Origin of the sequence: Streptomyces sp. cmx-18-6 (assembly GCF_046548915.1) — a bacterium.
Taxonomy (GTDB): domain Bacteria; phylum Actinomycetota; class Actinomycetes; order Streptomycetales; family Streptomycetaceae; genus Streptomyces.
The window spans coordinates 22,844-42,716 of the sequence record NZ_JAEBEP010000012.1 but is presented as its reverse complement, the minus strand read 5'-3'; the positions used below and the strand labels follow the sequence as shown (position 1 = coordinate 42,716).

Sequence of the window (19,873 nt, the reverse complement as noted above, 5' to 3'; positions counted from 1 at the left end):
CCCCGTACCCGTACACCTCCAGGAGACACCGCCATGCCCCGCGCCCGCCGTGTGCTCGTCGTCGGCATCGACGGCGTACGCCTCGACACCCTCGCCCGTGTCCCGACCCCGCATCTCGATACGGTCGCGAGCTCCGGGTTCCTGGCCCCCGTGGAGGTCGACGACGCCACCCCCACCATGTCCGGTCCGTGCTGGGCCACGATCGCCACCGGTGTGCGCGTCACCAAACACGCGGTATGGTCCAACGATTTCAGCGGCCACCGCCTCGGCGTCTTCCCGGACTTCACCACCCGCCTGGCCCGCCAGGACGGCCGCCGCACCTATGTCGCCGCCGCCTGGGAGCCCCTGGTCACGGTGGCGGACGGCGGGCCGATGTTCCGGCGCCCCACCCGGCTCACCCACCACGCGCCGGCCGCCGACACCCCGGGGGCGTGGGAGGACGCCGACGAGGCGACGGTCCGCGACGCGGTCGCCGTACTGGCCCACGAGGACCCCGAGGCGTCCTTCGTCTACCTCGGGGCCCCCGACGAGACCGCCCACCACCTGGGCTGCGGCACCGCGTACGAGCGGTCCATCGAGGCGGCCGACCGCCGTCTGGGCCGCCTCCTCGCCGCCCTGCGCGCCCGACCTTCGTACGACCAGGAAGCCTGGACCGTCCTGGTCGTCACCGATCACGGGCACCGGGACGAGGGCGGCCACGGCGGGGACGGCGAGGCCGAACGCACGGCGTGGCTGGCCTGCGCGGGCCCGGACGTCACGGCCGGCGCGCGGCCCGTCCGCCCGGTCCGGCACGAGGACGTCGCCGCCCAGGTGTACGCCGCGCTCGACCGGACCCCCGACTCGCACTGGACCCTGGACGGCGCGGCCGTGCCGACCCTGCCGCGGGCCGTGCTGCTCGACATGGACGGCACCCTGGTGGACACCGAACCCCTGTGGCTGGAAGCGGCCCGCGAGGTCGCCGCCGCCCACGGCCACACCCTCACCGAGGAGGAGGGCGGCCACGTCCTCGGCCGCACGTGCGCGGACACGGCGGCCTACCTCAGGACCCTGTGCCCGCGGCCGGTCAGCGGTCCACACCTGGAGACCTCCCTGGAGGACACGTTCCTCGCAGCGGTCGAGTCAGGCATCCACCCGCGCCCCGGCGCCCGCGACCTGCTCGACCGGCTGGCCGACGCGAACGTGCCCACCGCCCTGGTGTCGGCCTCCCCGCGCCGGGTCGTGGACGCGGTGCTCAAGACGCTGGGCGGCGAGGCGTTCCGTACGACGGTGGCGGACGGCGAGACGAACCGCTCCAAGCCCCACCCGGACCCCTACCTCGAAGCGGCGGCGCGCCTTCAACTGCCGCCCGAAGCCTGCCTGGTGGTCGAGGACAGCCCCACCGGCACGGCGGCGGCCGAAGCGGCGGGCTGCCGGGTTGTGGTCGTCCCCTCCGCGACGCCGATCGCGGCGGCGCCGGGCCGCCGGGTGCTGGACGACCTCACGGCACTCGCCCGCGCATGGGGAGCACCACCGCAGGGGTGAGCGGGGCCCTAGAGGACCGTCGCGGAAGGCGCGGGCAGGACCGCGATCAGCCGGCTCACCGTACGAGCCATCGCGTCCCGGCCCCGGGCGAGGTAGGCGCGGGGATCGACGCCCCGTTCGTCCTGCGCGAGGTGCTCCCGTATCGCCCCGGTCATCGCGATGTTCAGGGCGGTGCCGATGTTGACCTTGGCGATCCCTCCGGCCACGGCCCGCGCCAGCTCCTCGTCACAAGCCCCGGACGAACCGTGCAGCACCAGCGGCACCGGCACGGCTCCACGGAGCCGGCCCAGCAGGTCGTGGTCGATCCGGGCGTCCCGGGAGGTCATGGCGTGCGAGGTGCCGACCGCCACGGCCAGCGCGTCCACCCCCGTGGCGGCGACGAAGGCGAGGGCCTCGTCCGGGTCCGTACGGGCCCCCGGCGCATGGGCGTCCAGCGGAGCCCGGCCGTTCTTGCCGCCGACCTGGCCGAGTTCGGCCTCCAGCCAGAGACCGTTCCCGTGCGCCCATACGACGGCGGCGCGGGTGGCCGCCAGGTTCTCCTTGTACGGCAGCCGGGCGGCGTCGAACATCGCGGAGCCGAACCCGCATTCCGCCGCCTGGTGCAGCAGTTCGGGGGAGTGGACGTGGTCCAGGTGGAGCCCGACCGGTACGGCGGCGGCCCGGGCCGTCTCGTGGGCGGCGCGGGCCAGGGGCCGCAGCCGGCCGCCGTGGTACTTGACCGCGTTCTCGCTGATCTGGAGGATCACCGGGGCCCGCGCGGCCTCGGCCCCCTCCACGATCGCTTCCGCGTGCTCCAGGGTGATGACGTTGAACGCGGCGACCGCGCCGCGCCGGGCTGCGGCTTCGGCGATCAGCTCGCCGGTGGCGGCGATGGGCATGGCTACTCCGGGGGTGAGGGCCCTACGACGACGGTGAGGGCCCGTCAGGGGGTGCTGAGGATGACCGAGCGCGTCAGGTGGCGCGGCCGGTCCGGGTCGAGGCCGCGGGCCTCCGCGATGGCCAGGGCCAGACGCTGCACCCGGACCAGCTCCGCCAGCGGGTCGAGCCCACCGGCCACCCAGCGGGCCCCGGTCGCGTGGACCTCGTCCAACAGCCCGGCGGGGGCGTCGCCGAGCATCCAGGTCACGGTGGAACGCGTGGAGATGCTGATCGGACCGTGCCGGTACTCCATCGCCGGATACGCCTCGGTCCAGGCGAGCGCCGCCTCGCGCATCTTGAGCGCCGCCTCGTTGGCGAGCCCCACGCTCCAGCCCTGTCCCAGGAAGGTGAACTGGCCGCACTCCACCAGACCTGCCGGCAACGGCTCGGCCAGCGCGACCTGGGCGTCCTCCACGACCGCGTCGGTGTGCAGGCCCAGATGGGCGCGGAGCAGGGTCAGCGCCGAGGTCGCGAACCGCGTCTGCACCACCGACTTCTCGTCCGCGAAGTCGAGGACCACCGTGTCGTCGGCCATGGCCGCCATGGGGGTGTCGGGGTCTCCGATGACGACGGTCCGCCGCGTGCGGCCTCGGGCCTGCGCGAGCAGGCCGAGCACCTCGGTCGTCGTGCCGGAGCGGCTCAGGGCCACGATCCGGTCGTAGCGGCGGCCGGCGGGGAACTCCGAGGCGGCGAAGGCGTCGGTCTCGCCCTGCCCGCTGCCCTCGCGCAGGGCCGCGTACGCCTGGGCCATGAAGTACGAGGTGCCGCAGCCGACGACGGCGATGCGCTCACCGGCCGCCGGAAGCCGCCCCGCGAGTCCGGACGCCAGGTCCGCCGACCGTTGCCAGCAGTCGGGCTGACTGGCCAGCTCCCGTGCCACATGCGTCATGTGCTCTCCCCATCCCACGCCTGATGCTCGAAGCTGCATATTAGGCGCGAGTTTCGAGCATTATCAAGCAGTGGGTGAGGGTGTTCCGTACCGCCCGGACACAGAAACGCCCCCCGGCGCGGACCGGGGGGCGTGACGATGGCCGGGCGGAGACGGCCGCGATCAGCGCAGTGCCGGGGGCAGTCCTTCCCGGTGGATGATCCCCAGCCGCTGGGTGGCCCGGGTCAGCGCCACGTACAGGTCGCTCGTCCCGTACCGGGCGGGCTCCACCACCAGCACATGGTCGAACTCCAGCCCCTTGGCCTGCCGGGGGTCGAGCAGCACCACCGGCCGCGTGAGGTCGGGCTCCTCGCCCGCCGTGACCCCGTCCAGCGGCGCGGCGATCTCCTCGTGCAGTTCGCGCGGGGCGATCACCGCGAGGCGGCCCTCCCGCGGCGTCAGCTCCGCGACGGCCTGCGCCACCGCCCCCGCCAGGTCCTCACCGGCGTCCCGCGTCCACGGCGCCTCGCCCGTCGACCGCACCGAACCGGGCGCCTGGAACGAGGGGTTCCGCTCCCGTACGACACGGGCGGCCAGCTCCATGATCTCGGCGGGCGTACGGTAGTTGACCCCGAGCGTCACATGCTCGAAGCGGTCACCGACGTACGGCTGGAGGATCTTCTCCCACGAACCGACACCGGCCTCCTCCGAGGTCTGGGCCGGATCGCCGACCAGGGTCAGCGAACGGGTCGGCGAACGCCGCATCAGCAGCCGCCACGCCATGGGCGACAGCTCCTGCGCCTCGTCGACGATGATGTGCCCGAACGCCCAGGTGCGGTCGGCGGCGGCCCGCTCGGCCGCGCTGCGGTGGTCGACCTCCTCATGCCGTTCCGCCATGCGTTCGGCGTCGATGACGTCGTGGGCGGCGAGCACCTCGGACTCCTCGTCCTCGAACTCGTACGTCTCCGAGCCCCGCGACAGCTCCAACAGCCCCTGCGCGTAAGCGATCCGCTCCTGGCGCTCGGCCTCCGCGGCGGCCTGCCAGGCGCTGTCGTCGACCCCGAGCAGCTCCGCCGCCTCGTCGAGCAGCGGAACATCGGCGGGGGTCCACTCCCCGTCGCCGGCCGTACGCCGCAGGGCGGCGGCATCCTCCTCCGCCAGGTACACCGGCTCGGCCAGGAACCCGGCGAGGAACTCCTCCGGGGTGAGCACAGGCCACAGCGTCTCGATCGCCTCGTGCACCTCCCCGCTCATGGCGACGGCCTTGCCGAGCTGCGCGATGTCGTCCGGCCCGAGGAAGTTGGGCCCGCCGTACGGGTCGGCCCCGATGCGCTCGGTGAGCTGCGCCGTCAGGGCGTCGATGATCCGGAAGGCGAAGTGCGGGCGGGCCAGGTTGTGCGGCAGCAGGGTCTCCCGGGCCGCCTGCCGGGCCTCGTAGGCGATCTCCCAGTCCAGGACGAGATCCCCGTCGTCGTGCGGGATCACCAACGGGGCTCCGGGTTCGGGCAGTTGCTGCCGATCGCGCACGGCGAGGGCCAGCGCCTCGGCCATCCGCGCCCCGCCCTTGACGGCGGCGGCGCGGGGCGTGTCGACGCCGGTGGCGTGGACGCCGGGGAAGAGCTCGGCCTGCGTGGCGAGCAGGACGCCGGTCTCGCCGAGAGCGGGCAGCACCTCCGCGATGTAGCGCAGGAAGGCGGGGTTGGGGCCCACGATCAGGACGGCGCGCTTGGCGAGCACCTCGCGGTGCTCGTACAGCAGGAAGGCGGCGCGGTGCAGCGCGACCGCCGTCTTTCCGGTGCCCGGCCCGCCCTCGACGACCAGGACACCGCGGTGCGATGCACGGATGACGCGGTCCTGCTCGGCCTGGATGGTCCGCACGATGTCGCCCATGCGTCCCGTGCGGGCGGAGTTCAGCGCGGACAGCAGGACGGCGTCGCCGTTGCGGTCCTCGAAACCGGTCCGGTCCTCGTCCCCGAGGTCGAGGATCTCGTCATGGAGCTCGGTGACCGTACGGCCCTCGGTGGTGATGTGCCGACGTCGCCGCAGACCCATCGGCAGATGCCCGGTGGCGAGATAGAAGGGCCGGGCGACCGGCGCCCGCCAGTCGATCAGAAGGGGTGTGCGCTCGGCGTCGTCCTCACGGATCCCGATACGGCCGATATGGTGCGCGGCTCCGTCCGAAAGGTCGATGCGCCCGAAACACAGCGAGCCGTCCACCGCGTTCAGCGCGGCGAGCAGACCCGAGCGTTCCGCGACGAGCACATCGCGCTCCAACCGAGCCTGAAGCCCGGTCCCGACCGGCGTCAGCGCCTTCTGGACGTGCTGGGCCGTGACCCCGCGCAGCTCGTCGACCCGCGCGTGGACACGGTCGATGAATTCCTGTTCGTCCCGCAATTCGACGACTTCCCGGCCGACGACTTCCCGGTTTGACAAAACGGCTCCCTGCCGGATATGGTTCTTTCTATAAGGCCCCCGTGTGGGGCCTTTCTCTATGAACGCAGAACAACCAAATGTACGTGAGGATATCCCTGGTGCGCAATTGCGGACCGGGAATTTCCTGTACCGCCGGTGCGTACCGCCGCTCCGTGCCGCCGACCGGCGGCGGGCACTACGCTCAGACGCATGATCGAGACGGAACGCCTGTTGCTGCGCCCCCTTGAAGTCTCGGACGTCGACGCCTTCGTCGAACTCCACTCGGATCCGAGAGTCAACCGATTCGTCGGAGCCTTCTCCCGTCGGCAGGCACAGGACCGGCTGGCTCAGGTCGAGCGGCAGTGGGCCGAGCGTGGCCATGGGCTGTGCGCCGTCCAGCTGCGATCGACCGGGGAGTTCATCGGCCGCAGCGGCCTGCAGTACTGGCAGCAGTTCGACGAGGTCGAGCTCGGATGGACCCTCCGTGCCGAGCACTGGGGGCGCGGGTATGCGACCGAAGCCGCCCGGGCGTGCCTGGAGTGGGGCTTCGCCACCCTCGAAGCCGGGTACTTCACCGCGCTCATGCGGCCGGGCAACGCGTCGTCGGTGAGGGTGGCGGAGCGCCTCGGCTTCTCACCGCGCCGGGAGGACACTCTGTACGGCAGCCCGGTCACGGTCTACGCGGTGGACCGTCCGGCCGCCTGACCTGCGGGACGACGGGCGCAGCGCTCCTTCTCGCGCTCTGGGAAGGGGCGTTGCACCCGTCCAGGTGTATTGCCTCCGGCATGTGCGTGTCCGCCCTGCCGCCCGACCTCTCGTGCGTAACGGTGATGGCTCCGCACCATCCGTTACGCAGTTGCTGAGAAGGAGCACCCATGCTTCGTCGTATCGCCATCACCCTCGCGACCGTCGCCGCGGCCGGCCTCGTGGCGGCCACGCCCGCCGCGGCAGACGGCTGGGAGGGCGGCAAGGCCGGCGCCGGCTACCAGGCGATCGAGGGGCACCGCGGCAACGCCGAGTACACCAACCTCGGTGGCCCGTACGGGATCACCTACGCCAAGGAGAACAAGCAGCACTTCGCGGCGGAGCGCGGCTACTTCTACGCCCAGTACCTCCAGGGCCACTGATCCTTCGACCACAGTCAGGGCCCGCCCCCTCAAGGGGGGCGGGCCCTGTTCCCGTTCACCGGGCCGAACGGTGGCTCAGGACTCGCCGAGATCCGAACTCAGCCAGCGCTGGGGCCGCATGTGGATGACCACCTGCTCGCCGTGCTCCTTCCAGGCGAACTCGACATAGGCGTCGACCTTCTCCGCCGGCAGATAGCGGGACGCGATCTCGACCAACTGCTCACGGGTGGCGGGGAGCGTCGCGACGACCGGGCCCTCGGCGGACACGTAACGGACGGTCGGCGTGACGCGGTCGACCATCAGGGCGAACCGCCCCGCCTCCGCGATGAGTCGGCCCTTGCGGGAGTCGCGCCCCGTCATGACCCAGATGTCCCCGCCGGGCTCGTACTGGTACCAGATCGGCACGGTGAGCGGGGCGCGCCCCTCCTCCGCCGAGTCCACGGCCAGCGCCGCGACATGAGGTTCGGCCAGGAACTGTTCACGCTCGTTACGCGTCAGAGCCACAGGTACTCCTCCATCGACTGGATGTCCTGAGCCCAGGATGCCGCACCCCCCACCCCGCACCCCGGCGGCCGGTCAGACGTGTCGGCGGGCACGGAGCTCCTCGACCGCGACCCTGGCCACCGCGCCGATCACGGCGTCCGCGCGCGGGAGCTTCTTGTCGGCGCGGGCGGCCTGGGTGAAGACCACGGCCGTGTAGACGCTGCCGTCCGCCAGCTCCACCACCCCCGCCTCGTGGCGCAGGGAGCCGAGCGTGCCGGTCTTGCCGTAGACGGTCACCTCGTCGTACGGGAATCCCGAGGCGAGGCGGTGGGTCCACGGCTGAGCGCCCATCGCCGCGCGCATGAACGCGCAGCTCTCGGGCGACGCGGCCTCGTCCGTCCAGATCGCGCGGAGCAGCCGGGCGATGTCGCCCGGTGTGGAGGACGCCTTGTACGTGGGGTCGTAGACGTCCGGCGGGACGACGGCGTCGTTGTCCGCGACCCGGGCCATCGCGGCGTCCAGCGAACCCGCGCCCGTATCGGCGAGCAGCCGGTCGAACGTGCCGACGACCCCTCCGTGGATCCGGGTGCGCGGCAGGCCGAGATCCGCGCACACCCCGTCGACGACGTCGGGGCCGACCGCACGCAGAACGGCATGGGCCGCCGTGTTGTCGGAGACGCTCATCATCTGCACCACCAGATCGCGCAGCGACATCGTCACCGGGTCACGGAGGATGGAAAGGCCCGTGGGGCCGGGGACCCGGTCGGCGGTCTCCAGCGTCAGCCGGCGACGCGGGTCGACCCGTCCCGCGTCGGCCAGCCGGCAGAAGGCGGTCATCAGCGGCACCTTGTAGACGGAGCCCATCGGCGCCTGCTCGTCCGGGTCGACGACCACGCGGGCCGATGGGCGGTGCAGCTCCGCCACATGCAGCCAGCCCCGGACGCCGGCGTCGTCGAACAGGGAGCGGATGGCCCGCTCCACCCCGCCGCGCCGGGAGCCGTTCACGTCGCCGCCTTGCGGGCGAGGACGTCCTCCAGCAACCGCGCCGTGTCGGCCGGGTCCTCGGGCCCGGAAGCGGAACGCCGGGGATTCCAGACCACCCGCAGCCGCAGGGGGAGCGGAGGATCGGTCGCCCGCCGCCGCTCGACCCGCGAGGCGGTCAGCGCTTCGTCCGCCGTGACCAGGACTGCCTGGCCCGCCGCCACCAGCGCCAGTCCGGCCCGTTCGTCGGCGACCACCACCGTGTCCGTACGGCTGCCCCGGCTCGCCAGCGTGTCGACGAACAGGTCGTGGGCGGCGGGCGCCTCCCTCCGGGGCCGTACGGCGACGGGCAGGGGACCCGCAGGCGCACCACCGGGCTCCGCCGACCGGGCGGGGGCGAGGATCCAGGTCGGCAGGAGGATCACCTGTCCGGCGGCGAGGCCGTGCAGGACGGAGGGGTGCCGGACCACGGCGAGGTCCAGGCGGCCCGAGGCGACGTCGGACAGCAGGGTCGCGGTGGGAGCCGTCACCGTGCTGATCCGGGTACGGTCACCGGCCCGGACCGGTGCGGCGGCCACATCGGCCGCCAGGGGCGCGGGCACCTCGGGGGCCAGCCCCAGCCGCAGGCGGCGGCCATCGGCGTGCTCGCGGGCGCCGGCCTCCCGAAGCTCCGCCAGCGCGGCGAGGGCTCTGCGGGCGTGCGGGAGCAGCAGGGCGCCCTCCTCGGTGAGGAACACCCCCCGCTCCCGCTCGAACAGGCGGACACCGAGCATCGCCTCCAGCCGCCGCAACCCCTGGGAGAGGGGCGGCTGAGTGATCCCCACCCGCTGAGCGGCGGTGCCGAAATGCTCCTCCTCCGCCAGGGCGACGAAGATCTCCAGGTGTCGTTCCGTCAGCACTCCGCCCCCTGACATGCGGTGATACGGGTTCTGAATCACCCTGATGCCGAGATCGTATTCGACATGCCGACCGGCGTCGGGATTGACTCCGGTGAGAGGCCGATCACACGGCCCATCCCGTTCCGCCAAGCCGGGGCCGGGCCGTGACCGCGCCCGTCCGCACCTACGGGGCCGGGGCGGTGACCGGGCCCGTCAGCCACCGCCCACCAGCGAGAAGAGGTTCCCGCCTTGCCCACCCGCAGCACTCCCGCCCACGTCTCACGCCGTGCCGCGCTCGCCGCGGTGGCCGGTGTCGCCGCGCTCCCGCTCACCGGCTGCTCGACGGCCGTACGGGACAACGCCTCTCCTCGTCCGTCCGAGGGGACGGGTGGGACGGACGGGGCGGGTGGTACGGGCCCCGCGCCTTCGCGATCGGCCTCGACCCCGCCCCGTACGGACCGCGCCTTCGCCGAACTGGAGCGGAAGTTCGACGCCCGGCTCGGCGTGTACGCGGTGGACACCGGCGACGGACGGCTCATCGCCCACCGCCCCGACGAACGGTTCGCCTACGCCTCCACCTGCAAGGCCCTGCTCGCCGGGGCCGTACTGGCCAAGAAGACCCTCCCGCAGATGGAACGCCGCGTGCGGTACGGCAAAGGGGACCTCGTCGAGCACTCACCCGTCACCGAAAAGCACGTCGCCACCGGAATGACCCTGCGCGAACTGTGCGACGCCGCCATCCGCTACAGCGACAACGCCGCCGCCAACCTCCTCTTCCGTGAACTCGGCGGCCCCCGCGGCCTCCAGCACGCCCTGCGCGGACTCGGGGACCGCGTCACCCGCTGCGACCGCTACGAAGTGGCCCTCAGCGACGCCACCCCCGGCGACCTCCGCGACACCAGCACACCGCGCGCCCTGGCCACGGACCTGCGCGCGTACGTCCTCGGGCCGGCCCTCCCCGCCGAGAAGCGGGCCGTCCTCGCCGACTGGCTGAAGCGCAACACCACCGGCGACCACACCATCCGCGCGGGCACGCCCACCGGCTGGGAGGTCGGGGACAAGACCGGCACCGGCGGCTACGGCACCCGCAACGACATCGCCGTCGTCCGGCCCCCGCGTCGCGCCCCGATCGCGATCGCCGTCCTCTCCCGCCGCGACGTCAAGGACGCCGAACGCGACGACGCCCTCATCGCCGGAGCCGCGCGGGTCGCCCTCGGCGCACTGGCTTAGGCACGCACCCGGAGGAGCCCCGCCCACGCCGGCTCACCCGTCCCGAGCCTGCGTTCGCCCCCTCCTCCACGCGACGCGCAGGACGGCGACAGTCCCGCGCGGCCTCCGCCGGATCAGGGGGACTCGGACAGCAGGGACTTGTCGGTCGCCGCGCCGCGCAGACGGTTCAACACGGCCTTCGCCGCCTTGTCGTAGCAGGTGAACTCGTCGTGCAGGACGGATCCGGCGTTGGCCATCTCGATGAGCGCGGTGAGCTCGAACACGAGCTGGGGCGCGTCGGTCCCCTCGTCGATCTCGCCCGCCCGCTGCGCCGCGCGCACGGCCCCCTTCGAGAAACAGGCCCCAGTCGCGGCGTGCGGCGGCGATCGCGTCGTGGACCCTGCCCTCGCGCGCGTCGTACTCGGCCGAGGCCGAGTGGACGAAGCAGCCGCCCGGGAAGACCCGCTGCCGTGAGTGGTCGAGCCGGCCCGCGCACACCCGCCACAGGTGACCGAGCCCCGGCGGAAGGTCGCGGGCGGGCTGGACGACGCGCTCCGCAGAGATCTCGACGGTCGCCCGGATAGACCTCGACGGCCGCCCGGGTCGTGGCGAGCTGCAACTCCTTCTTGGAGCCGAACAGGGCGAACACGCCGCTACTGCTCAGCTTCCGTCCGGTCGCGAGCCGCCCGGGGGAGAGGCCCTCCAGACCCTCGACGGAAGCGATGTCCACGGCGCGCTCGAGGACGAGCTGACGTGTCCGGTTCCCGCGTGCGATCCGGCCGTCGGCGCGTGGCGCTGTCATGCCCTGCCGCCCCTCCCGAATCGGTTCTCGCGATACGGCTGGAAGAGGTGCCGCTGAGAACTCAGGGTACTGAGCAGGTGCACGACTGTGCGTTCAGTATGTGCGCGGGGGCGTGGCCGCCTGACGGGCGTCGGACGGCCCGCCCTCACCGGGCGTCGTCCACACGTCCGCGTCGAGCGCCTCCAGCAGCCAGTCGTGCGCGGTCCCGGGCGTCGGCTCCGGGCGGACGCCGGGAGGGCTGAGGACCTCGGCCGTCAGTTCCCAGTACCGGTCGATGCGCGGGTCGGCCGCGAGCCGGCCCGCGAGCAGGCGGCGGAATCCCGGGCTGTCGCGGGTGCCGTACGTACGCGCGTACGCGTCCACGAACCCGTCCAGGGCCTCGCCGGGACAGGGCTCCCGGCCCCGGCGCATGTTCCAGCCCGCCAAGTCGTACGCCTCCGCCAGGCCCGCGTACAGCACGGCCGACTCACGGGCCCCCGCAGCGCCGTGCGCACTGGGCTGGCAGGGCGCGCTCCCCCCGCACGGGCGGGACACGAAGGCGTGCAGCCGGGCGAAGGCGAGCACCTGAGCCGGCCGCGGGTCGTCGGGCGGGTGCGGCACCGCCGCCTCCAGGAACGCGGTGACGGACCGTGCGGGCATCTTGACCGGCAGCCAGGAACGCCAGAACCGGGCCAGTGCGGCCGTGCTCGGCACACCCCCGACCGCGCCGATCAGCCGCAGCCGCCCGGAGCGTTCGGCCGGCGGGCAGTCCTGCACCAGCCGCAGCGCGGCCTCCCGCCAGCGCAGGGCCCTCAGCTCGGATCCCAGTACGCGCAGCCGACCGGCGACGGCGTCCTCCAGCGCTCCGCCCGCACCGCTCGCCGCGTCCTGCTCGTCGAGGATGCGCCGCACTTCGGGAACCGGCAGGTCGAGACCGCGCAACGAGCGGATCAGGCTCAGCCGCTCCACGGCGTCCGGGGCGTACCGGCGGTGCCCGCCCGCGCTGCGGGACGCCTCCGGCAGCAGACCGCGGTCCGAGTAGAAGCGGACGGTCTTGACGCTGACGCCGACGCGCTCGGCCAGTTCGCCGATGGAGCACAGACCGTCGTGCGACCGGAACACTCCGCCGTGCGACGAGAACACTTGAACCTCCCTCAGGGGGAGTTCCTACGGTACCGGCGAGCGCTGCCGGGAGATCGGGCCGGTATGCGGGAGACAGCGTGACGAGGAGGAACCATGACCGTATTCATCCTGGTGGCGGGGGCGTTCACCGGCCCGCACGTGTGGCGGGACACGGCCGCGCGGCTGGCCGCGAAGGGAGCCGAGGTGCACACGGCGGCGCTCACCGGCCTCGGCGGGCCGCCCGCCGCCCCCGGCGGGGCGATCGACCTGGAGACGCACATCGCCGACGTCCTCTCCGTGATCGACCAGGTCACGGCCCACTCCGGCAAAGAGGTCGTCCTGGTCGGCCATGACTACGGCATCCATCCGGCGCTGGGCGCGGCCGACCGGCGGGCGCGGTCGATCGCGCGCATCGTCCACCTGGACGCGGGAATGCCGCAGGACGGCGTCCCGGCCCTGGCCGCCGTGCCCGACCGACGCCTGCGTGAGCAGTTGTCCGAACGGGCGGCCCAGGCAGGACCGGGTGCGGCGGCCGGCGAAGTGCCGCCCCCGGCCAAGGAGGAATGGCCGCTCTGGGGAAGCACCGCCGGGCTCCTCGACGCGGCGCTGGACGGGCTCACCGCCCTCGCGGCACCGCAGCCGCTCGGCACGCTGCTCCAGCCCCTGCGGCTCACCGGGGCGCTCACGGCCGTACCGGTCACCGGGGTGCTCTGCACCGGCAGCGGGGCGAGCATCGAGATGCTGCAGATCAGGGTGGACGTGGGCGACCCCGCCCTACAGGCACTGGCCGACCCCCGGGTGACCTTGTTCGAGCTGCCCACCGGCCACTGGCCGATGCTCTCCGGCCCCGCCGAGCTGGCCGACGTCCTGATCGAGGCGGCGGCGGGCGGGGGCCACCGGCTGACCGCCGCCGACGCCGACCATCCCCCCGCGCATCTGCGGCCGTTCCTCCTCGACGTGCCCGACCTGCCCCGCGAACGGACCGGGAACACCGACCTGTACCTGCCCGAAGGACCGGGGCCGCATCCCGCCGCGGTGTTCGTCCACGGCGGCCCCGTACCCATCGGGGCGCGGCCGACGCCCCGGGACTGGCCGACGCTGACCGGATACGCCCGTTACGTCGTCGGGCACGGGGTCGTGGGCGTGACGCTCGACCACCGCCTGCACGACGTGACCGACTACGAGCGGGCGGCCGAGGACGTGGCCGCCGCGGTGGAACGGGTGCGGGCCGATCCGCGGGTGGACGCCGACCGGGTCGCCCTGTGGTTCTTCTCGGGCGGCGGCCCGCTCACCGCGGACTGGCTGGCGGCGCCCCCGGCGTGGCTGCGCTGCCTGGCGGCCAACTACCCGATTCTGTCGCCGTTGCCGAACTGGGGGCCCCTGGACGCCCGGTTCCACCCGGTGCGGGCCGTCGCCCGCGCGGGCAGGCTCCCGATCGTGCTGGTCCGGGCGGGGCGGGAGATGGCCGAGATCGCCGCGACCGTGGAGGAGTTCCTGACCGAGGCCGAACGCCGCGGGGCCGACGTCGAGGTGATCGACGTACCGGACGGCCGCCACGGCTTCGAGACGCTGGACGCGACCGACGACGCACGCGCGGCGGTGCGCCGTGCCGTCGACGCGGTGGTGGCCCGCCTGAGCTTGTCGTCTATCTGATGAGGTCTGTACGGGCTCGAACTCGCCAGACGGACGGCAAGCTGAAGCCGCGTCAGGCGCAGAGGACCGGGCCCCGTGATCGTGGACTGCGCATCTGGCGGACCTCGTCACGGAGGGGGAACGTCGGTCGCGCAGTACGGTGACGTTCGCGCATCATCGGTCTGTGATTCCGGTCGGGGGCGCCGTCAGCCGCGCAGATGGTTACTCGTGGGCGCGGCGAGTGCCGTGCTGGTGTTGGCCGGCGTGGTCTACGCGGTCTGGCAGATCGCTTACGGAGGGCTGGCGGGTGGCGATGCAGCCGGCGTGCTCGGTGTTCCTCTGGGAGCGGCCTGTCTGACCGTAGCGCTCATGGCGCTGCGAAGGCCGGTGGAGGGTGTCGACGCGGAGCTCGCGAGCAGCCGGGCCAAGACGCTGGAGCGGCAGGTCGCCGACGGCGAGGGCAGAGTACATCGGTAGTTGCTGGGCGACGACTCCCAGCACATCGACCCGCGCTACGTCCTGCAGCCCGCTCCGGCTCGCGCCGCGACGGCCCTGCCCGCCGGGCAGATCCATGCCGGGGAGCACCCGCTGCCGGGAGGGGGGTCGCTGCCGGACATGCCGGCCTACTACCGCGTCACCTGCCCCGCCCGGCTCGTCCTCACCGGCCCGGCCGGAACGGGCAATGCAACTCGACTGGGAGCACCGCAAAGCACTCCAGTTCGCGTAACGGCAGATCAGGCCCGATCCAGGCCGTCACTTCGCACCGTCCCGCTCCGACGCTGCCAGGCGCCGCCGGTCAGCAGACGTACGGGGGCGCCTCATCAGGAAGCTCGGATTTCGTGGCTGACGGCGTGGAGATAGTCGTCGATGGCTCGGTGATTCTTCGTGAGGCATTCGATCTTCTCTGCCATCCGGTCGCGTTCGCGTTCGAGTGTCGCAATCATGTCTGGGGTGACGTACGGCAGATGTATCGCCTGCGGACTGTCCAAGCAAGGAAGGATCTGCTTGATGATCCGCGTGGGCAGGCCGACATCGAGCAAGCCCCGGACCTGCCGCACCCGATCGACGACGTAGTCCTCGTAGTGCCGGTACCCGTTAGGGAGCCGTTCGGACTCGATCAACTCTTGTTCCTCGTAGTAACGGAGCATCCGCACCGGCGTGTCCGTGCGCTGAGAAAGCTCCCCGATCTGCATCGCCCACCCCTCACGTCTGGGCTGCGATGCAACCACGCTTGACCCTCACATTAATGTCATACATTGATGATACCGATATGACAAGAACGGATACATCGCCACCTCCTCCGGCCGCTGAGACGCGGTTCCCCATCGCGGGTCTGCTGGCGCTGGCTGCCACGGGGTTCATCACGCTCCTGACCGAGACGATGCCCGCCGGGATGCTGTCGCAGATGAGTCGCGACCTGGAAGTGAGTGAGGCGGCTGCGGGGCAGAGCGTCACGGTCTTCGCGATCGGGGCGATTCTCGCGGCGGTCCCTCTGACGAGAGCTACGATCGGCTGGCGACGCAAGCACCTGCTGCTGTTCGCGATCTCGGGATTCGCGATCGCCAACACTGTTACCGCCTTCTCCGACAGTTTCGTGCTCACCCTGGCCGCGCGGTTCCTCGGCGGCATCGTCGGCGGCATGCTCTGGGCGCTCCTTGCCGGATACGCTCGACGGATGGTTCCCGCGCACCAGCGCGGCAAGGCCATGGCCGTCGCCATGGCGGGCGGGACCGTTGCACTGTCCGTCGGGGTCCCCGCAGCAGCATTCCTCGCCAAGGTCGTCGAATGGCGATTCGCATTCGGGATCATCACGCTGGTGACTCTCGCACTGCTCGTATGGGTGATCGCCAGCGTTCCGAACTTCCCCGGCCAATCCAAGGGCGCACGACTGCCGCTGCTCCACACGTTCCGCCTACCCGGGGTCGCCCCGATCCTCGTCGTGACGTTGACGTTCGTGTTCGCGCACAACATCCTCTTCACCTACATCGCCCCATTCCTGGCCCCGCTCGGCATGGCAGGTCAGGTCGATTCGGTGCTACTCACCTTCGGTCTGGTTTCACTCGTGAGCATCTGGCTCACCGGCGTACTCATCGACCGGCACCTGCGCACGCTCATGATTCTCGCCTGCACGCTCCTGGCAACAGCCGCTCTCATCCTGAGTGTTTTCTCAGGTACCCCCGCTCTCGTGTACGCCGGTGCAGCCCTGTGGGGACTCGCGTACGGCGGTGCCTCAACCCTGCTGCAAACCGCGATCGCTGACGCCGCGGGTGCAGCAGGCGACGTCGCACAAGCACTCCTCACCACATGCTGGAACATCGGGATCGCCGCAGGCGGGATCATCGGCGGTATCACCCTCAACGTGCTGGGACCTCCCTCCCTGGGCTGGATCACACTCGCGCTCCTGCTCCCCACGCTCGCTATCGTCATAGGCACACGTCGACACGGATTCACCAGCCGTACATAACACGAGACCACTTCCGCACCGGGCAGCGACCACAGCATCGTTGCCCAGGTCACCCAACGCGGCCACCGGGCGCTCCACGGCGTCTTCACTATCCGTTCAGCACTGGTCATGTTCCCAACGGTGCACCCATCGTGGCGGGCTGACGTCAGCCGCCGGAATGACCTCCCCTCCCCCTGTCGGGTGAGCGGTCTCCGAGGCCCAGGTGTTGCTCCACGGAGCGTGACGTCTCAACGGTCTGTCCGCAGGGAATCCGGACTGGCCGCCATCAGACCGTTGGACAAAGAACAAGCTGAGGGCCTGAGCCGGTCCCCTCCTCCGGAGGGAGGGGACCGGCGGCCTGGTCCCCCGGTGAGAGCGCCGGGGACCGGGTCCGCGTCCTACGCCGGGACGGGCAGGGGCCGGGGGAGCGGGGCCGTGAGGGAGTCGGCGCCCGCCGGGACGGGGACGGCGCCGAAGATCGCGTCCTGCTCCCGCTGGAGGCGTTCCTTGCGCTCGGGGCTGGTGGAGGGGAGCCGCTGCTCCTCGTACAGCCGGTGCGTCGCCTCCTGGGCGTGCTTGCTCGCCGGCGTGTGGAACTGGATCTCGAACAGCTGCCCGGAGCGAGGGGCTCGCCAGCCCGTGTTCAACGCCTTGTAACCCTTGGCGCGCCCCCAGGTGTTGGACCACTTGGTGCTGTCGTTGCCCCAGGCCGCGAGGGTGTGGGAGACCGTGGTGACGCCGGATGTGTAGACGGTGTCCTCCCACTGGAGGGTGTAGCGCACGGTGTCCGTGATGCCGGCCAGGACGGTGTCGACGTTCCGGCCCGGGGCGTCCACGAGCGCGGTGGCGACCTTCCGCTTCAGGGAGTCGGGAGACTTCAGACGCTGGTCGAAGCCGATGACTTCGGCCCCCGAGACGGCCGCGGCGGCACGGACCTGGACGCTGATCGTGCGTTCGGCCTGACGGGCGCGTTCCAGATAGACGTCGACCTTGTCATCGTCGTCGGGGCTCAGAGCGAGGCCGCCCTCGCCCTTCCACCCCTCGGGCTCGTCCGCGGCGGCGACGGATCCGAGGGACAGGGCGACGACGGCCGCGCACACGGCTGTACGCGTCATGGCGGGGTGGAGAGCGCTGATCATGCGACGGCTACCGGTCTTTCTGGCGCGGGGGCGGTCTGGCGTAGTGGATCAACGCCCGGCGCGCTCGGCCGGTGGCGGCCCGCCCGCCCTTTCCACCCGGACGGCCTCCGGCCCGTCCTTGTCCCGCGCGTTCACCGCCGTCCCCCGGAGCGCGCCGCCCTGCCTTTCCCGGCCGGGGCCGAAAGGCGGGGCGGCGGGGCGGCGGCCGGCTACTCGATGACCAGCTCGACGTCGATGTTCCCCCGTGTGGCCTTGGAGTAGGGGCAGTACGCGTGGGTGGCGTCGACCAACTGCCGCCCGACCTCGTCCGTGAGGGAGTCGGGCAGCTCCACGCGCATGACGACCGAGAGCCCGAAGCCGCTGCCGTCCTTGCCGATGGAGACCTCGGCGGTCACGGAGGCGTCCTTGGCGTCCACCTTCATCTCGCGGGCGACCGACGTCATCGCGCTGGCGAAACAGGCCGCGTACCCGGCCGCGAAGAGCTGCTCGGGGTTGGTGCCCTTGCCGTTGCCGCCGAGCGCCGGGGGCAGGGCGAGGGGCAGGTCGATCTGACCGTCCGAGCTCACGGCCCGGCCCTCGCGGCCGTTGGCGGTTGCGGCGGCGGTGTACAGCGCGTCCATGGGGCGACCCTTCTCGTCAGGGCTGCGACCGGGCCGGCCGCAACCACGCATATAAAGATTGCACACAACTAAGTTGTGCACAACTCAATGGTGTCATCGGTACGCTGGTCGCATGCCCTCCGTCCCGAGCTCCCCGCCCGACCTCCCCTCCGTACCCGACGCGGAACTGCTGCGCCTCGACCACCAGGTCTGCTTCTCGCTGCACGCCGCGTCGCGCGCGTTCGGCGGCTACTACCGGCGAGCGCTGAAGGACCTCGATCTCACCTACTCCCAGTACCTGGTCATGCTGGTGCTGTGGGAGGAGGGCCCCCAGTCGGTCACGGCCATCGGGAAGCGTCTCCATCTGGACTCCGGGACCCTTTCGCCGCTGCTGAAGCGCCTGGAGACGGCAGGACTGGTCAGGCGGGAACGCAGCCGGGAGGACGAACGCTCCGTCCTCGTCGAGCCGACCGATGACGGCACACGTCTGCGCGAACGCGCCCTGTCCGTCCCCCGGGGGGTGCTCGCCGCGACCGGTCTGTCCCTGGAGGAGGTCCTCGGGCTCCAGGAGCTGCTCGGCCGCGTCACCGCCGCTTTGGGGGAGGCGGCTGACGCCCGTTGACGACGCGGAGGCGTCAGCGGGGGAGCGAGCGGCGGCCCGGGACCCGGCTCTCGGCCGGCGGTGATGTCGTCGCCCCGGCCTGAACCGCCTCAGTCGCGGACGATCCGAGGGGCGGGCCGCTGGCGCCGGCCGATGTTCCTCTCCAGCAGCTCGGTCGAGGCGCGCACGCCGACCGATGTGCCGGGCGAGAACTCCGGGAGACGCCCGTCCGCCCGCTTCAGCTCGCCGAGCGCGGCGTCGATGGCGGTGTGCGCGGCGAACAGGCAGGGGGTGCTGTAGATGGCCACCTGGCATTCCAGGTCGGTGAGTTCGGAGAGCGAGAGCCTCGGCGACTTACCGCCCGCGATCTGGTTGAAGAGCAGAGGTTTGTCGTTGATGACTTTCCGGATACGACGGATCCACTCGACGTCCCGCACCCCGTCGACCAGCACCACATCGGCATCAGTCTCCGCGAGAGCCTGCGCGCGGCGCAGAATGTCCTCCTCCTCGGTGGCATCGGTGCGGGCCACGACCACGAGATCCCGCCGGCTCTCGAGGACGAGGTTCAGCTTTTCGAGGTACTCCTCCAGCGGCAGCACCCTTTTGCCGTCCGCGTGGCCGCACCGGCGCGGGCGCTTCTGATCCTCCAGAATGACGCCGGACGCCCCGATCCGCTCCAGTCGCCGTACGACGTGGCACGCCACCTCCGGGTCGACGTAACCGTCGTCGATGTCGACCAGCAGGTGGTGGGACGGGAAGGCCGAGCGGAGCCGTTCGACGAACGCGACCATGTCCGGCCACGCGATGAAGCCGATGTCCGGCATCCCGTAATGGGAAGCGGCGAACCCGAATCCGGACACGAAGAAGCCGTCGTAGTGCCGGGCGGCGACCGACGCCGAGTACATGTCGTAGATGCCGACGAGCGGGGTCGTTCCGGGTGTGTGCACCTGTTCGCGCAGCGCGCTTCCGTAGCGCATATGTGTCTCCTTGCCTGCGGCCGTGACCCGGCTGCCGGCGGGGTGGTGCGCGCACGGAGCGGAATAGGGCCCGACAGGTCCGTGCGCGGTTCGACGAGGGATGCCGGAGAGCCGCGTGGTTCTCGGCGGACGACGAGGGGCCATGCGGCGACGGCGTGCGCACTCGACGAAATCCATGATCC

Annotated in this window: 18 protein-coding genes and 1 pseudogene; 7 read left to right on the top strand and 12 right to left on the bottom strand. The window is 72.0% G+C overall.

The annotated features are described in order from the left end of the window. Positions 1-33 precede the first annotated feature (33 nt). Positions 34-1,521 carry an HAD-IA family hydrolase gene (locus ACLJPL_RS25745; RefSeq protein WP_411083311.1) on the top strand — a complete coding sequence of 496 codons (1,488 nt, stop codon included), beginning with the start codon at positions 34-36 and terminating at the stop codon, positions 1,519-1,521. 8 nt (positions 1,522-1,529) lie between these two features. Here ACLJPL_RS25745 and ACLJPL_RS25740 read toward each other — a convergent pair whose 3' ends face one another. The 3 genes from ACLJPL_RS25740 to ACLJPL_RS25730 all read right to left on the bottom strand — a co-directional run bounded on the left by ACLJPL_RS25740 (position 1,530) and on the right by ACLJPL_RS25730 (position 5,701). Further along, positions 1,530-2,399 carry a class II fructose-bisphosphate aldolase gene (locus tag ACLJPL_RS25740; protein ID WP_411083310.1) on the bottom strand — a complete coding sequence of 290 codons (870 nt, stop codon included), beginning with the start codon at positions 2,397-2,399 and terminating at the stop codon, positions 1,530-1,532. 44 nt (positions 2,400-2,443) lie between these two features. Continuing rightward, complete coding sequence (locus ACLJPL_RS25735) at positions 2,444-3,328, bottom strand: SIS domain-containing protein (RefSeq protein WP_411083309.1); 885 nt, start codon at positions 3,326-3,328, stop codon at positions 2,444-2,446. A gap of 162 nt (positions 3,329-3,490) precedes the next feature. Continuing rightward, positions 3,491-5,701 (bottom strand): HelD family protein, encoded by a 2,211-nt coding sequence (locus tag ACLJPL_RS25730; protein WP_411083466.1) that lies wholly within the window; start codon positions 5,699-5,701, stop codon positions 3,491-3,493. A 228-nt stretch (positions 5,702-5,929) separates the two neighbouring features. Here ACLJPL_RS25730 and ACLJPL_RS25725 point away from each other — a divergent pair, with 228 nt between their 5' ends. Both ACLJPL_RS25725 and ACLJPL_RS25720 read left to right on the top strand, forming a co-directional pair. Then, positions 5,930-6,424: a GNAT family N-acetyltransferase gene (locus ACLJPL_RS25725; RefSeq protein ID WP_411083308.1), complete on the top strand. Its 495-nt coding sequence runs from the start codon at positions 5,930-5,932 to the stop codon at positions 6,422-6,424. Between the two features lie 170 nt (positions 6,425-6,594). Then, positions 6,595-6,846 (top strand): hypothetical protein, encoded by a 252-nt coding sequence (locus ACLJPL_RS25720; protein WP_411083307.1) that lies wholly within the window; start codon positions 6,595-6,597, stop codon positions 6,844-6,846. Positions 6,847-6,921: 75 nt separating this feature from the next. Here ACLJPL_RS25720 and ACLJPL_RS25715 read toward each other — a convergent pair whose 3' ends face one another. From ACLJPL_RS25715 to ACLJPL_RS25705, 3 genes are all read right to left on the bottom strand, one after another. Next, positions 6,922-7,350, bottom strand: a complete 429-nt coding sequence (locus tag ACLJPL_RS25715; RefSeq protein WP_411083306.1) for a pyridoxamine 5'-phosphate oxidase family protein — start codon at positions 7,348-7,350, stop codon at positions 6,922-6,924. Between the two features lie 72 nt (positions 7,351-7,422). Continuing rightward, complete coding sequence (locus ACLJPL_RS25710) at positions 7,423-8,334, bottom strand: serine hydrolase (RefSeq protein WP_411083305.1); 912 nt, start codon at positions 8,332-8,334, stop codon at positions 7,423-7,425. After that, a complete protein-coding gene (locus tag ACLJPL_RS25705; protein ID WP_411083304.1) occupies positions 8,331-9,209 on the bottom strand; it encodes a LysR family transcriptional regulator in 879 nt (292 codons plus the stop codon). Before ACLJPL_RS25705 ends, ACLJPL_RS25710 begins: the two co-directional genes overlap by 4 nt. A gap of 228 nt (positions 9,210-9,437) precedes the next feature. On the opposite strand from ACLJPL_RS25705, the gene bla reads away from it, so the two are divergent. Then, positions 9,438-10,418 carry a class A beta-lactamase gene (gene bla / locus ACLJPL_RS25700; RefSeq protein ID WP_411083303.1) on the top strand — a complete coding sequence of 327 codons (981 nt, stop codon included), beginning with the start codon at positions 9,438-9,440 and terminating at the stop codon, positions 10,416-10,418. 113 nt (positions 10,419-10,531) lie between these two features. On the opposite strand, the pseudogene ACLJPL_RS25695 reads toward bla, so the two are convergent. Together ACLJPL_RS25695 and ACLJPL_RS25690 are read right to left on the bottom strand one after the other, a co-directional pair. Beyond that, positions 10,532-11,199 (bottom strand): annotated as a pseudogene (locus tag ACLJPL_RS25695) (TetR family transcriptional regulator C-terminal domain-containing protein). A 93-nt stretch (positions 11,200-11,292) separates the two neighbouring features. Then, complete coding sequence (locus ACLJPL_RS25690; protein WP_411083465.1) at positions 11,293-12,300, bottom strand: MerR family transcriptional regulator; 1,008 nt, start codon at positions 12,298-12,300, stop codon at positions 11,293-11,295. Positions 12,301-12,414: 114 nt separating this feature from the next. Between ACLJPL_RS25690 and ACLJPL_RS25685 the strand changes: the two genes are divergently transcribed. Beyond that, complete coding sequence (locus tag ACLJPL_RS25685) at positions 12,415-13,953, top strand: alpha/beta fold hydrolase (protein WP_411083302.1); 1,539 nt, start codon at positions 12,415-12,417, stop codon at positions 13,951-13,953. 800 nt (positions 13,954-14,753) lie between these two features. Here the strand turns inward: ACLJPL_RS25685 and ACLJPL_RS25680 are convergent. Continuing rightward, the gene (locus tag ACLJPL_RS25680; protein ID WP_073790054.1) at positions 14,754-15,125 is read right to left on the bottom strand and encodes a MerR family transcriptional regulator; all 372 of its coding nucleotides are present in this window, start codon (positions 15,123-15,125) and stop codon (positions 14,754-14,756) included. Between the two features lie 53 nt (positions 15,126-15,178). On the opposite strand from ACLJPL_RS25680, the gene ACLJPL_RS25675 reads away from it, so the two are divergent. Beyond that, positions 15,179-16,396, top strand: coding sequence for an MFS transporter (locus ACLJPL_RS25675; protein WP_411083301.1), 1,218 nt, complete (start codon positions 15,179-15,181; stop codon positions 16,394-16,396). Positions 16,397-16,773: 377 nt separating this feature from the next. Here ACLJPL_RS25675 and ACLJPL_RS25670 read toward each other — a convergent pair whose 3' ends face one another. Then, the gene (locus tag ACLJPL_RS25670) at positions 16,774-17,490 is read right to left on the bottom strand and encodes an ATP nucleotide 3'-pyrophosphokinase (protein ID WP_411083300.1); all 717 of its coding nucleotides are present in this window, start codon (positions 17,488-17,490) and stop codon (positions 16,774-16,776) included. A 233-nt stretch (positions 17,491-17,723) separates the two neighbouring features. Next, positions 17,724-18,134, bottom strand: coding sequence for an organic hydroperoxide resistance protein (locus ACLJPL_RS25665; RefSeq protein ID WP_411083299.1), 411 nt, complete (start codon positions 18,132-18,134; stop codon positions 17,724-17,726). 112 nt (positions 18,135-18,246) lie between these two features. Here ACLJPL_RS25665 and ACLJPL_RS25660 point away from each other — a divergent pair, with 112 nt between their 5' ends. Continuing rightward, positions 18,247-18,735 (top strand): MarR family winged helix-turn-helix transcriptional regulator, encoded by a 489-nt coding sequence (locus ACLJPL_RS25660; protein ID WP_411083298.1) that lies wholly within the window; start codon positions 18,247-18,249, stop codon positions 18,733-18,735. An 89-nt stretch (positions 18,736-18,824) separates the two neighbouring features. On the opposite strand, the gene ACLJPL_RS25655 is transcribed toward ACLJPL_RS25660, so the two are convergent. Further along, a complete protein-coding gene (locus ACLJPL_RS25655) occupies positions 18,825-19,691 on the bottom strand; it encodes an oxaloacetate decarboxylase (protein WP_411083297.1) in 867 nt (288 codons plus the stop codon). Positions 19,692-19,873 lie beyond the last annotated feature (182 nt).

Coding starts and splice junctions, on each gene's coding strand:
- ACLJPL_RS25740 (WP_411083310.1), bottom strand. CDS start 2,399: ATGCCCATCGCCGCCACCGGCGAGCTGATCGCCGAAGCCGCAGCCCGG.
- ACLJPL_RS25655 (WP_411083297.1), bottom strand. CDS start 19,691: ATGCGCTACGGAAGCGCGCTGCGCGAACAGGTGCACACACCCGGAACG.
- ACLJPL_RS25660 (WP_411083298.1), top strand. CDS start 18,247: ATGCCCTCCGTCCCGAGCTCCCCGCCCGACCTCCCCTCCGTACCCGAC.
- ACLJPL_RS25725 (WP_411083308.1), top strand. CDS start 5,930: ATGATCGAGACGGAACGCCTGTTGCTGCGCCCCCTTGAAGTCTCGGAC.
- ACLJPL_RS25675 (WP_411083301.1), top strand. CDS start 15,179: ATGTCATACATTGATGATACCGATATGACAAGAACGGATACATCGCCA.
- ACLJPL_RS25680 (WP_073790054.1), bottom strand. CDS start 15,125: ATGCAGATCGGGGAGCTTTCTCAGCGCACGGACACGCCGGTGCGGATG.
- ACLJPL_RS25665 (WP_411083299.1), bottom strand. CDS start 18,134: ATGGACGCGCTGTACACCGCCGCCGCAACCGCCAACGGCCGCGAGGGC.
- ACLJPL_RS25745 (WP_411083311.1), top strand. CDS start 34: ATGCCCCGCGCCCGCCGTGTGCTCGTCGTCGGCATCGACGGCGTACGC.
- ACLJPL_RS25670 (WP_411083300.1), bottom strand. CDS start 17,490: ATGACGCGTACAGCCGTGTGCGCGGCCGTCGTCGCCCTGTCCCTCGGA.
- ACLJPL_RS25685 (WP_411083302.1), top strand. CDS start 12,415: ATGACCGTATTCATCCTGGTGGCGGGGGCGTTCACCGGCCCGCACGTG.
- ACLJPL_RS25735 (WP_411083309.1), bottom strand. CDS start 3,328: ATGACGCATGTGGCACGGGAGCTGGCCAGTCAGCCCGACTGCTGGCAA.
- ACLJPL_RS25720 (WP_411083307.1), top strand. CDS start 6,595: ATGCTTCGTCGTATCGCCATCACCCTCGCGACCGTCGCCGCGGCCGGC.